At 65.4% G+C, this 12,752-nt stretch carries 7 protein-coding genes; 5 read left to right on the forward strand and 2 right to left on the reverse strand.

Features of this window, described 5'->3' with window-relative positions:
• Positions 1-15 precede the first annotated feature (15 nt).
• Genes B9C43_RS09185 through B9C43_RS09195 form a run of 3 tightly spaced genes read left to right on the forward strand, consistent with a single transcriptional unit; the run spans position 16 to position 3,848 of the window.
• On the forward strand, positions 16-1,881 hold the full coding sequence (locus tag B9C43_RS09185; protein WP_084425452.1) for an ABC transporter ATP-binding protein: 1,866 nt from the start codon (positions 16-18) through the stop codon (positions 1,879-1,881).
• A gap of 49 nt (positions 1,882-1,930) precedes the next feature.
• Positions 1,931-2,644 carry an AfsR/SARP family transcriptional regulator gene (locus tag B9C43_RS09190; protein ID WP_160096422.1) on the forward strand — a complete coding sequence of 238 codons (714 nt, stop codon included), beginning with the start codon at positions 1,931-1,933 and terminating at the stop codon, positions 2,642-2,644.
• A gap of 19 nt (positions 2,645-2,663) precedes the next feature.
• Entirely contained in the window at positions 2,664-3,848 is a 1,185-nt protein-coding gene (locus B9C43_RS09195) for a cytochrome P450 family protein (RefSeq protein ID WP_200825468.1), read from the forward strand.
• On the opposite strand, the gene B9C43_RS09200 is transcribed toward B9C43_RS09195, so the two are convergent.
• Entirely contained in the window at positions 3,838-5,610 is a 1,773-nt protein-coding gene (locus tag B9C43_RS09200) for an ABC transporter ATP-binding protein (protein WP_235038505.1), read from the reverse strand. The two genes, B9C43_RS09195 and B9C43_RS09200, sit on opposite strands and share 11 nt — an antisense overlap.
• A gap of 198 nt (positions 5,611-5,808) precedes the next feature.
• Here B9C43_RS09200 and B9C43_RS09205 point away from each other — a divergent pair, with 198 nt between their 5' ends.
• Positions 5,809-6,036, forward strand: coding sequence for a hypothetical protein (locus tag B9C43_RS09205; RefSeq protein WP_084425456.1), 228 nt, complete (start codon positions 5,809-5,811; stop codon positions 6,034-6,036).
• An 11-nt stretch (positions 6,037-6,047) separates the two neighbouring features.
• Complete coding sequence (locus B9C43_RS09210) at positions 6,048-9,230, forward strand: NACHT domain-containing protein (protein ID WP_143446194.1); 3,183 nt, start codon at positions 6,048-6,050, stop codon at positions 9,228-9,230.
• 39 nt (positions 9,231-9,269) lie between these two features.
• Here B9C43_RS09210 and B9C43_RS09215 read toward each other — a convergent pair whose 3' ends face one another.
• On the reverse strand, positions 9,270-12,629 hold the full coding sequence (locus tag B9C43_RS09215; protein WP_084425457.1) for a CARDB domain-containing protein: 3,360 nt from the start codon (positions 12,627-12,629) through the stop codon (positions 9,270-9,272).
• Positions 12,630-12,752 lie beyond the last annotated feature (123 nt).

Here is a 12,752-nt window from a genome sequence, read left to right on the forward strand (position 1 = left end):
CCTAGCGTCCCGGGAATGAACGGGACTGACAGGATCATGCGTGGTGCGATGAACGCCGCGACCACGCCGAAAGGGTTACGCAAAGGCACGGTCCGGCGGGTTTTCCGGTTCGCAGGCCCGCTGCGCCGACGGATCGTCGTCTTCCTGCTGCTCACTGTGGTCGCCGCGGTATTGCTGCTGATCACGCCGTTGCTCGCCGGGCGCGTCGTGGACACCATCGTCAACGGCGGCGATTTCGCGGTTGTCGTCTGGCTCGCGATCGCGATCGCCGGAGTCGCGATCGCCAGCGCGGCCATCGGTCTGGCGGAACGCTGGCATTCGGCGAACATCGGCGAGGCGTTGATCTATGCCCTGCGGCGGGCCGTTTTCGAGCACGTGCAACGGATGCCGGTCGCGTTCTTCACCCGGACCCGGACGGGTGCGTTGGTCAGCAGGCTCAACACGGACGTCATCGGCGCGCAGCGGGCGTTCACGTCCACGCTGTCCGGCGTGGTCACGAACGTCATCCAGCTCGTGCTGACGGTCGCGGTGATGATGACGCTGTCATGGCAGGTCACTGTGCTGTCACTGGTCCTGCTGCCGATCTTCATCGTCCCGGCGCGCAAGCTGGGCCGCCGGATGGCCGGGCTGCAACGCGAAGCGGCCGATCACAACGCCGCGATGACCACCCAGATGACCGAACGGTTCTCCGCACCGGGCGCGACCTTGGTGAAGCTGTTCGGCAGGCCCACGATCGAGGCCGACGAGTTCGGCCGGCGAGCCGGGCGGGTGCGTGACATCGGCGTACGGACCGCGATGCTGACCCGGTGGTTCCTGACCAGCCTGACGCTGGTTTCCGCACTGGCTCAGGCGTTGGTGTACGGAGTCGGCGGATATCTGGTGCTGTCCGGGGAACTCGCCGCAGGCACAATCGTCACCCTCGCGTTGCTGCTGGTCAGGCTCTACACGCCGCTGACCCAGCTGGCGAACGTACGGGTGGACGTGATGACGGCGTTGGTGTCGTTCGAGCGGGTCTTCGAGGTGCTCGACCTGCCTCCGGCGATCAACGAGAAGCCCGGTGCCCGTGCCGTTCCCGCCGGGGAGGTCGCCGTGGATTTCGACGCGGTCCGGTTCTCCTACCCCGCTGCTGCCGACGTTTCGCTGGCGTCGTTGGAAGAGGTCACGTCCTTCGACCGGCACGACGGCGAGGAAGTCTTGCACGGCATCAGCTTCCGGGCCGCACCCGGGCAAATGGTCGCGTTGGTCGGCTCGTCGGGGGCGGGCAAGTCGACCATCGCCGCTCTGGTACCTCGTTTGTACGATGTGGACAGTGGCGCCGTCCGGCTTTCCGGCGTGGACGTCCGGGATCTCAGCTTCGACTCGCTGCGGTCCACCGTCGGTGTCGTCACGCAGGATGGACACCTGTTCCACGACACCATCCGCGCCAACCTGGCCTACGCCCGCCCGGACGCGACCGACGAAGAACTCTGGGACGCCCTCCACCGCGCTCGACTGGCCACAGTGGTGCGATCGTTGCCGGACGGGTTGAACACCGTCGTCGGCGAGCGAGGCTACCGGCTGTCCGGCGGCGAGCGGCAACGCCTGACCATCGCACGAATCCTGCTGTCCCGTCCGAGTGTGGTGATTCTCGACGAAGCCACCGCGCATCTCGATTCGGCCTCTGAGGCCGCGGTCCAGGAAGCTCTGACGGATGCGTTGAACGGTCGCACGTCCATCGTGATCGCCCACCGGCTGTCCACGATCCGCGCGGCCGACCAGATCCTCGTGATCGCCGGCGGCAGGATCGCCGAACGCGGCACTCATGAGTCACTGCTGGCGAAAAACGGCAGGTACGCACTGCTTTACCGGACTCAGTACGCCGACGCGGTCACGGCCGCGTGACGGCAGGCCCGGCAAGGTCCCACCGGGTCGAGTTTTTCGAGGAGGGACCATGGAAATCCGCTGCCTTGGCGAGTTCTCGTTCGTCATCGACGGCAGGCCGGTGCGCACCTGGCGCGCGGGCAAAGCCCGCAGCCTGTTCCAGTACCTGCTGGTCAACCGGGACAGATTCGCGTCGGGGAACCGCTTGTGCGAAGTGCTGTGGCCGGGGCGAGCGGTCTCACCGCGGTCGAGCTCACTGAAGGTCGCGATGCACGCTGTCCGCAAGATCCTGGCCGCACACCAGGGCTTCACCATCGAGCACGAAAACGGTCACTACCGGCTGACCGCACGGGATGTGGTGATCGACTTCGAACAGCTCGCCAGGTACGCCAACACGGGACAGCACCAACGCGTCGCGGAGCTGTACACGGGTGACTTCCTGCCCGGCGACCACGCCGATTGGGTCGTGGAACACCGCGAGTGGTGCAAGACGCTCGTCCTGCACTCGTTACGGCAGATCAGCACAGAAGCTTTGCGGGACAACGACTATTCCAGAGTCATCGAGGCGAGCAAGCGCATGGTGGAGATTGATCCGTGCGCGGAGGGCGCGTACCAGACGCTGATGATCATGCATGCTCGCCTTGGTCACCTCGGCCGGGTGCACGGCTGGTACCGGCTGTGTGCCCGGCGGCTACGCACGGAGCTCGACGTCCAGCCAACGCGGTTGACCCGCCGGATCCTCGCTGGGGCGATGCGTGGCGATCTTCGTGCGGCGGCAGCGTAACCGGGGCTAGGGTGAACTGGTGAACGACGTCGATCCATTCACCGCAACGACCACAACGGACCGGTATGCCGGTTTCGCCTCGCTGATCGAGAACGGACCGGTGCAGAAGGTCACGCTTTTCACCGGCGTAACCGTGTGGCTGGTGACCGGACACGCGGAGGCACGTCAGGCACTGACGAACCCGAACATCGTCAAGTCGTTCACCGAAGGCCCGCACCAGGACCACGTCCCCGCCGAGCTGGTCGCCGCGATGAATCAGCACATGCTGATGGCCAACCCGCCTGACCACACCCGGCTGCGCAAACTGGTCTCGGCGGTGTTCACCCGTCGCCGGATCGACGGGCTCGAGCCGCGGATCAAGCAGATCAGCGCGTCGCTGCTGGACAGCATCGAGGGCTCCCGGTTCGATCTGGTCAGCCAGTACAGCTACCCGCTGCCGATCACGGTGATCTCCGAAATGATCGGTGTGCCGACGGACCTGCGCGACGATTTCCGCAGGCTGTCCTCGATCGCGACGAGCGGTCCGCTGCACACCCCTGAGGACTACATCGCAGCGATCTCCGAAATGGCCGACCTCTTGCGTGGCCTGATCGAAGAGAAGCGCTCCGAGCCGGGCGAGGATCTGCTGTCCGAGTTGATCGCGGTCCGGGACGGCGGCGACAAGCTGTCCGACGACGAGCTCACGTCCATGGTGTACCTGCTGCTCGTCGCGGGCCACGAGACCACGGTCAACCTGATCGCCACCGGCATCTACAACCTGCTCCGCCATCCCGATCAGCTGACGAAGCTGCGGGCCGATCGATCGTTGCTGCCTGCCGCCGTCGAAGAACTGCTGCGCTACGACAGTCCCGCCATGATCACGTTCCCGGCGAAGGCCAACGCGCCCGTGCAGATCGGTGATGTCACGATCCAGCCAGGCGAGGTCGTGCTGCCGACTGTGTGGACGGCGAACCGCGACGCGAACCGGTTCTCCTCCCCCGACACGCTGGACATCACCCGCGAGGACAACCAGCACATGGCTTTCGGGCACGGGATCCACCACTGTCTGGGCGCACCGCTGGCCCGGCTGGAGGCGCGGATCGCGATCAACGACCTGCTGGACCGCTTCCCGACGTTACGGCTGGCCGATCCCGCCGAGGAGCCAGCCCGGTATCCGAACCTGCTCCTCAACGGGATGACCCGGCTGGACGTGCTTACCGACTGACCGCTTCCTCGGTGTCGTCGAGGAAGCCGCCGGACTGGTGTTGCCAGAGCCTGGCGTAGGTGCCGCCGAGCCCAAGCAGTTCGGCGTGACTGCCTTGCTCGACGATCTCGCCGCGGTCCAGCACGACGAGTTGGTCCATCTGCGCGACCGTGCTCAGCCGGTGTGCGACCACAATCGCCGTCCGTCCTTCCATCAGGCGCCAGAGTGCTTGCTGGACAAGGATTTCGCTCTCCGAGTCCAGCGCGCTCGTGGCCTCGTCGAGCAGCAGGATCGGAGCGTCTCGCAGGATCGCGCGGGCAAGGGCGACCCGTTGCCGTTGCCCGCCGGACAGTTTCACGCCTCGCTCGCCGACAAGGGTGTCGAACCCTTGCGGCAGATCGGCCGCGAACTCGGTGACGTGTGCGGCTTTGGCCGCGCGCACGATCTCCTCGTCAGTGGCGTCCGGCCGGGCGAACGCGATGTTCTGCTTGAGCGTCCGGTGGAACATCGCCGGATCCTGCGGGACGTACGCGATGAGACTACGCACGTCGGCCTGCTTCAGCTTGCTGATGTCCTGATCGCCGATCAGGATCCGGCCGCCCTCGATGTCCATCATGCGCAACAGCAGCTTGGTCAGCGTGCTCTTGCCGCCGCCGGACCGGCCGACCAGGCCGACCTTCGTTCCACTCGGCACAGTCAGGTTCAGCCCGGTGAACAGCGGCGACGACGTTCCAGCGTGCGTGAAGCAGACGTTGTCGAACCGGACTTCCGCTCCCGTGTGCTCGAGTTTCTCGGGGTCGTCGGGGTCCAGCACGGTCGGCGGGTCCAGCAGCAGCTCGGTGAACTGGGCCGCCTCGGTCAGCGAGCTCTCCAGCCGCCGGTAGATCGAGTTGAACTCGAACATGATCCGGGTCGCGGCGGTGAAGTACGTGAACGTCACCACCACCTCCTCGACCCCGAGGTTGCCGAGGCTGACCGCGATGAACAGCCCCAAAGCGTTGGTGAGCACCAAAAGCGGCGCGACCACCATGTCGATCTTGAGGTTGGCGTAGTCCCACGCGCGCAGTGCGAGCCTGCGGTACTCGGCGACTCGCGCCTTGTGCTCGGCCGCTTCCCGGTCCTCGGCGGCGAAGGCGCGCACGGTTTCCATATTGGTCAAGCTGTCGGCGACGTGCCCGGAGACCCTCGCGATGGCGGCCTCCCGGTTGTCCACCATCTCCTGCCGCCGCCGGATCATCGGCGCGATGAGCAGCCCGGTGATCGCGATCATGCCGAGCAGCAGCAGCACGAGAAGCGGGTCGTACGTCCACAGCACGACCGACGCGAAGCCGAGCGGGATGATGCTCGCGACGACTGAGAAGGCCATAGTGTCGACGATGTCCACGAACCGGCTGGCGAAGCTGAGCTCCCGCTTGGTCAGCGAACCGGCGAAGTTGTCGTGGAAGAACGCCACATCCTTGGCCAAGAGGGCGTTCATGCCGACCGTGTTGAGGTTTTCGCTGCCCAGCACTTCGGCGCGGTTGAGCATGTGGATGCCGATGCGCCAGAACACCTCGGCGAGCAGCATCAACCCGAAGAACGCCGCGACATACGGCAGGACGTCCGTACCGCCGTCAGCCAGATGACCGGCCAGCTGCGCGACGACGAGCGGGGCGATGTACAGGATGCAGGTGTTGCCGAGGGCGGGAAAGATGAGTGCGGGCAGGGAATATCGTCTGAGCCGGACCAGTTCGTTCCAGTAGTATCGGAGTGCCAGCAAGAGAGCTTGTCGGCGCGCTGTCATGCTTCCCCTTCCAAAAACAGCGGAACCGCCCATGGTGCCGTCTCGCGGCCGATACTGCGATTGATTATCCGCGCCTGCCCGGACAGCGGTATGATCGTCTGGATGCGATCCGAGGCCCAGAACCGGCGCGTTGAAGTTGATGCGGGCCAAGACCCCGCACAATCGGTTGTCCACATTGGAGCCCGGCGATTTCGTCCAGTGGGGGCCGCACTGCCCGGCTGGGTCCGTCCCGCGCTCGACGCCACGCGCCCCACGACAGCCGTCCCCGATGCCACCTTGCCGGTGACCGCCCCGGACGTCGCGGGCTGGATGCGGGATTTCGTGGAGTTGTCCGGCCAATGCGACCGGTGGTACGTCTCGACCGACGTGCTCGTGGTCTTCTACGTCGAGGAGCACGAGTTCCAAGCCTTCCGCCGTTCAGGTTAAACCGGTAACCCGTGGCGCTGCGCGGACGACAGAAGGATGCACGCGTCGTTCGAGGGAGTCGACTCATCGGACTGGAAGCCGCAGCGGTCAAGGTCGGACAAGCCGTCGCACAACACGCCGCCCGTGAATGGCTTCGGCGCCGACGCGCAGCGGGCGAGCGCGCGTCGAGCCTCGCCGAGCTGGCAGCAGCTGAACTGAGCAGCCCACTGAGTCGCGGCAAGCTGGCCAACGCACTCGAAAGCATCGGACTCGGCGCGGCCGAACAACTCGAGTCGTTCCTTGCCGTGGAGTTCAGAGACCTGCCAGACAACGAGGTCGCGGCAGCGGCGGCGGCCGCGGTCGAAGCGCTGCAGGCCACGGACTTGTCCGACGAAGCGCTGTTCGCGGCGGACGCCGACCCGGAGATCCTGGCCCGCGGCATCCGCCGGACCGTGCCCCGAGGCGCCGGACTCTCCCCGGCCGGTGTCGTGTTGTACGAACGGCTCCTCGACCAGGGCTGCCGGTACCTGGTGTCGGTGGTCCGCCAGCTGCCCGCGTTCCAGCCACGAGCATTGACGGAGGTGCTGGATCGTCTGTCCACAGTGGTCGCTCAGGTCACGGACATCCTGGCCCACACACCGCGTACCAGCCTGGACGCCCCACGCGGCACGACGCATGACGAGGAGTTCGAGGCCGAGTACCTGCGTTATCTCGCCGACCGCCTTGATCGCCTTGAGCTGCTGGGCCTCAGCATGCGCAACCGGCCGCGGTTGGCGTTGAGCGTCGCGTACCTCAGCCTGACCGTGTCCGAGCGGGACAGTCCAGCCCACAGTCCGGACAGTCTCGCCAAGCAGTGGTTCGGCCACGGCGTGGACCGGGACCAGACAAGCACAGTCCGGGTGGAAGCCGCCATCGGCGCGGCGCGGCGCACACTGGTGCGGGGTGAAGCCGGTTCAGGCAAGACGACGTTGCTCGACTGGATCGCTGTCACCGCGGCCAGGAAGGGATTCACCGAGGCTCTGGCGGACTGGAACGGGTGTGTGCCGTTCCCGATCCGGTTGCGCCGGTACGTCGGTGCGGATCTGCCAAGGCCGGAACAATTCCTTGATCACGCGGCGAGCTGGCTGGCCGGGATCATGCCGGAAGGGTGGGTGCATCGATGCCTCCGGTCTGGTCACGCACTCGTGCTTGTCGACGGCGTTGACGAAGTACCACCTCGTCAACGGATCGCGGTCCGTTCTTGGCTGGGTGAGCTTGTCGCGGTGTACCCGGACATCCGGGTTGTCGTGACCGCCCGGCCCGCGGCGGCTGAGGAGCGGTGGCTCGCTGAGGAGGACTTCTCCTCGGTGATGTTGGAACAGATGTCCGCGAGTGACGTGCGTCTGTTCCTCAGCCGCTGGCACGAAGCGGCTGCCGAGTCTCTGCCCCGGGACCCAGCCGAAGCACAGCGGCGGCTGCTCGCCCAGCTCGATGCCCGGCCGCATCTGCGGCAACTGGCCGCCAACCCACTGTTGTGCGCGATGCTCTGCGCGTTGAACCTCGCACACACGGCTGAGCTTCCGCGCAACCGGATGGAGCTCTACCAGGCGGCGATCGCGATGCTCGTCGACCTGCGCGACGCCGAACGGCAGATCTCCGGGCTGCTCGACGTGCGGGAGAAGACCGTTCTGCTGCGCGATCTGGCGTGGCGGCTCACCCTCGGCAGCCGCACCGAACTCAGTCGCGCGAAGGCACTCGACCACGTCACCCGGAAGCTCCCGGCGATGCCGAACGTCGACGCGCCGCCCGCCGACGTCCTGGACCACCTCCTGGAGCGCAGTGGCGTGATCCGCGAACCGGTGCCTGGCCGGGTCGACTTCGTGCACCGGACTTTCCAGGAGTACCTGGCCGCCAGCGAAGCCACCGAGGAAGACCACATCGACACGCTGGCAGGCCACGCCCACGTCGACGCGTGGCGCGAGACGATCGTCATGGCGTGCGGCCACGCCAAGCGCTCCCAGGTCCGCGACCTGCTGACAGCGCTACTGGATCGTGCGGAGAACGAACGCCGCCACGCCCGCCACTTGAGACTGCTGGCCGCGGGCTGCCTCGAGACGATCACCGACATCGATCCTGATGTACGGCAACGCGTCGACAACATGATCAATGAGTGTCTGGTGCCACCAAGGGGCATCCGTGAGGCCAGGTCGCTGTCTGCGATGGGGCACCGGGTGCTGCGGTATCTGCCTGGCACACTCGACGAGTTGTCCGAGGCCGCCGCCGCCGCGACCGTCCGGGCAACCGCTCTGACGTGCAACTCGGAGGCACTCACCCGGCTGGTCGGCTACGCCGCTGACAAAAGATCAGTGGTACAGCAGGAGCTGCTCGACGCCTGGCAGTATTTCGACCCGGCCCGCTACGCCGAGGAAGTTCTGGCAAGGGTCACCTTCGATGGCAAGCGGGTCGAGATCCGCAACCGCCACGCCCTCCCCTATCTGGACAGGTTGCCCGAGGACGTCCAGCTCAGCATCAGGCTGCGCGAACACGACAAGGTCACCGACCTGGCGTTCATCGCGGATCTGCGCCGCCCGATCACCGACTTCTGGGCACACGGGTGCTCGGGCCCGATCGACCTGCGCCCACTCGCCCAGTCCCCTGCGCTCCAGACCATCTTGTTGAGCGGAGCGCACCGGTACACCGGAGTATCCGCACTGCGCAGGCTGCCGAAGCTCGACTACCTGGTCCTCTATCAAACCAGTGAACGATCGGATATCCGTTTCCTGGAACACCATCCCGATCTGAGAGTCCTCGCTCTGAACAACCTGCGGAACGTCAGGAACTTCGAGGGTCTCAAGGCCATCCGTGACTTGGAGGTCCTGGCGCTCTACGCGATTCCCCATCTGTCCAGCGCCGCCCCCATCCTCCAGCACCGCCACTTGGAAGTCCTCCACCTGCAGGACTGTCCCATCGACGACTTGATCGACCAGATCGCCGACGCGTTTCCCGAGCTGGAGGACCTGCGACTGCGAAGCATGCCCAACGTGGTCGACCTCGCACAGCTCAGTGCCCTGAAATTGAAGGGACTCTCCCTCACCGGCTCGCCCGCGCGGGACCTGCGACCGCTGGCAGGCATGAGAACCCTGCGTGTCTTGGTGCTGACGAAGGGCGCGGAGAGCGAATACCAAGGGCTCGACGAACTTCCGGCACAGGTCAGAGTGTCCTATCTGGATTACTAGAGGTGGGCCGGTCCGCCAGACCGGCCCACCCCGACAACATCAGCTTCCGGTGATGGTGAAGCTGGATCCTGGTTCGACCACTATGTTTCCGTTGGCCGAATTCGTGATGGTCACGTTGTTCAGGGTAGCGCTTCCTCTTGCGCTTCCCTGCGCCAGGATTCCGGCGCCGTTGTTCGACTTGTCGATGCGGACGTTCGTGATGGCGACGTTCGGCATGTTGCCTCCGCCGCCCTTGAACTGGATGCCGTCATACGTCGAGTCGACGATTTCCGTGTCGCGGATCGTCACTCCGGTGATGTCGCGGTTCTGGGCGAACAGGGTGATCGCGCCGAACTTTTGCGCTTCGCCCCAGAACACGCCGCCGGCGCGGTACAGGCCGTTGTTGGCGATCAGCGTCTGCCCGCTGAAGGGCAGCGGGTCATGGTCGGTCGCCAGCATGATGCCCGGGTAGTTCATCATGTCGTAGATCAGGTTGTTCTCGATCTTGTTGTTGTAGCCGCCGTAGATCGCCGCTCCGTTCGCGCGCCATGGCAGTTGGATCGTGTTGTTCACGAAGCTGTTGTCGTGCGCGATGTCCACCGCCGGGTCCTTCACGTACCTGTTGGCCCACACCGCCAGCGAGTCGTCACCCGTTGTCCGGAAGGACGAGTTGAACACGCGGGAGTTGCGGGTTCCGTTGGTGAAGTTGATGCCGTCCGCGTAGGTGTTGCGAATCCGCATCCCGGTGAACTCCAGGCCGTCCGCCGGTCCCCACAGCTCCGGGATGTTGTCGAAGTCCCTTCCCACCCAGACGCCGACGTTCGCGTGTTCGATCCAGACGTTGCTGATCTTCGTCCCGGTGCCGAAGCGGCCGTTGAGGCCCACTCCGCCTTCCGCTCCCCCACCGCCGCGGATGCGGCCCGATCCGAAGATCGCTATGTCCGAGATCTGCACGTTCTTGTCGATGTCGAAGCCGAAGTTGCCTTCGTGCGGATGGTTGATGCCACCGGCGTTCTGCGGCTCGGTCAGCGTGTACAGCTGCGAATGCCACATGCCCGCGCCCCGGATCGTCACGTTGCTGATCCCGACCTGGTTGTACTGCCCGCGGTTAAGCGGGTCGTCGGTCAGGATCTTCTGCTCCTGCCGCCACTGCCCTGCCGGGATCCACACGCAGCTGATCACGCCGTTCTGGTCGTCGGTCACTGCTTTCTGGATCGCCGCGGTGTCGTCGATGCCGTCGTTCGGGATCGCGCCGTACGACGTGATCGATGTGCAGCCGGCCGGCTGGCTTGCCGGCGGTGCGACCTGTTCGAGGTCGATCAGGTCGATGATGTAGAACGCGGCCGTATCCGAAGCGTCACGCTGCAGCCGGAACTTCGTGCCCGGCGGGTACGAAGTGGACAGCAGGGCATGTGATTCGTCGAACAGCCTGCGCGCGTTGGCTTGCGGGCTGTTCGTCAGGCCTTCAGGATCGTCTGTGGTTCCGTACAGCCAGCTGTGCTTGGACGACAACGACAGCTTCTGGGCGAACGTCCCGTTGATGTACAAGCTGATCGTCGCGTCGATACCGCCGCCGCTGGGCGCGTCCGGAATGGAGTTGCGCACGACGATCGAGTTCGCCGCGTTGGCCGACGTGAACTCGACGAACTGACCCGTGCTGTTGAGCCGCACCGACTCACGGCCGGAGGACTCGGTCGCGAAGTTGGTGTGCCCGAAGGTGCGCAGCGGGTCGGTCTGCAGCAGAGTTCCTTGGTAGTTCGCGGCTTCTGCCTCGTATTCGACGTAAGGCAACGCCGCGCCGCGGCCCACCACGATCGCTTTCGACAGGGAGTTGTTGTTCTCGTTCGTCTCGGTGACGACGTTGGTCGCGTCAGCGGTCGCGGTGATCGTGGCGCCGCCGCTTATGGCGGTCCAGCTACCGGTGACAGGGACGTTGACGGTCGCACTGGCGGCGATGGACGACGTATTGGTGTTCAACGTCGTGCCACCAACGGTCAGGCGCGTCACCGTCGTCGCGCCGGACGCCGTGGTGCCGCGGTTGTTGACGGAGACCGTGAAGGTGACGGAGGCCCCGACCGCCGGGTTGGGCGGGTTCGACGTGATGTTGGTAATCAGCAGGTCAGGGCCGGGCGCCTGGCCGACGACCAGCTGCGTGGACGACGTCAGGCTGTTGTTGCCATCATTTTGTTCAACAATTGCATTGTTTGGATCAACAACCGACGTGACCGGGTAGCTGCCCATCGCACGCCTGCCGACGTCCACGGCGACCGTGGCCGACGCACCGGCAGCAAGAGCAGGAACAGGGCCGCTACCAGCGACAACGCCGCCGAGACTGACGTTGACCGTGGTCGCTCCCGCGGCGGCTGTACCGATGTTCTGCACAGTCGCACGGACCGTGATGGTGTCGGTCTCCGAGGGCGACGCCGGAGTCCAGGACAACGCCGAGACCGTCAGGTCCGGGTTCGGCGCGGCCGTTCCCATCACCAGCAATTCGGCCACCTGTCCGCCAGGCGCGCCGGTGTTGGCCGTGAAACGCAGTCTCAGATCGGCCACCCGCCCGGTCACCGGAATGGTCACCGTGTTGCTGGATGACGGGTTGAAAGCGTACTGCGCCAACGCTTTCAGCGAGGAGAACGAGGTCGCCGACTGTTCCCGGCCGAGGACTTCAATGGTCTGCGTGCGCGGTCCCCAGATCGGGTCGGGGTTGAGCTTGACGACCACCGAGCTGATGTCGGCGTTCGACCCCAGCTTGACCGTCAGGTTTCCGTCGAAACCAGCGGACTCCCAGTACGTGCCCACGTTGTTGTCGTTGGCGTTGGCCGCGACAAAGTTGTGCACATGCGAGTTGGCTTCGACCGGCTTGCCCGCTGCTATGTTGCCTTCTCCCCCGCCAGGAGGCGGTTCGCTGTCGGGCCCGTAGATCTCGAACTCCGACAGCTGTGCCGCCGGCCAGCCGGTGTTCGCGGTGACGTGCACCCGCACGTAGCGCACGGTCGTCGCAGGGAAATCAATGGTCACCGTGTTGGCTGAGGACGGCGAGAACACGTGGCCGGCCGAGGCTGACAACGAGGTGAAGGTGGCGGCGTCGGTACCGCCCTGCACGCTGAGAGTCTGCGTGCGCGCGCCCCACGAGCCAGGCAGTTTCAGCATCACCTGGTTGACGCTGACGCTGGTGCCGAGATCGACTTGAACCCATTGCGGGAGGGCGTTGTTCGTGCTTTCCCAGTACGTCTGAGCGTTGCCGTCATTGACGTTGCCTGCCGGGTATCCACCCTGGGTACCGCTCGTCGTGACCGTCTTGCCGATGGACAGGTTGGGGCCGTCGGCCGCCAACGCCGGACTCGACGAGATCCCTGCGGCGAGCAGACCCGCTGCGAGGATGCCGCTGACCAGCCGCAAGCGACGCTGCTTACGTTTCATGGTGTCCTCTGTTCTGTTGTGAGGGCAGGGAAGAACAGGCAGACGCCGAGGACGCGTCTGCCGCAAAATTGAGCACTGTTAGCTACGTTCTTGCAGGGTCAGCTTCAAAGTTTTCAGACCCAT

The sequence above is a fragment of the Kibdelosporangium aridum genome, from assembly GCF_900176515.1.
Classification (GTDB): domain Bacteria; phylum Actinomycetota; class Actinomycetes; order Mycobacteriales; family Pseudonocardiaceae; genus Kibdelosporangium; species Kibdelosporangium aridum.

Excerpts from the sequence above, each read along its gene's own strand:
- B9C43_RS09185 (WP_084425452.1), top strand. The coding sequence starts at position 16 with ATGAACGGGACTGACAGGATCATGCGTGGTGCGATGAACGCCGCGACC.
- B9C43_RS09215 (WP_084425457.1), bottom strand. The coding sequence starts at position 12,629 with ATGAAACGTAAGCAGCGTCGCTTGCGGCTGGTCAGCGGCATCCTCGCA.
- B9C43_RS09190 (WP_160096422.1), top strand. The coding sequence starts at position 1,931 with ATGGAAATCCGCTGCCTTGGCGAGTTCTCGTTCGTCATCGACGGCAGG.
- B9C43_RS09200 (WP_235038505.1), bottom strand. The coding sequence starts at position 5,610 with ATGACAGCGCGCCGACAAGCTCTCTTGCTGGCACTCCGATACTACTGG.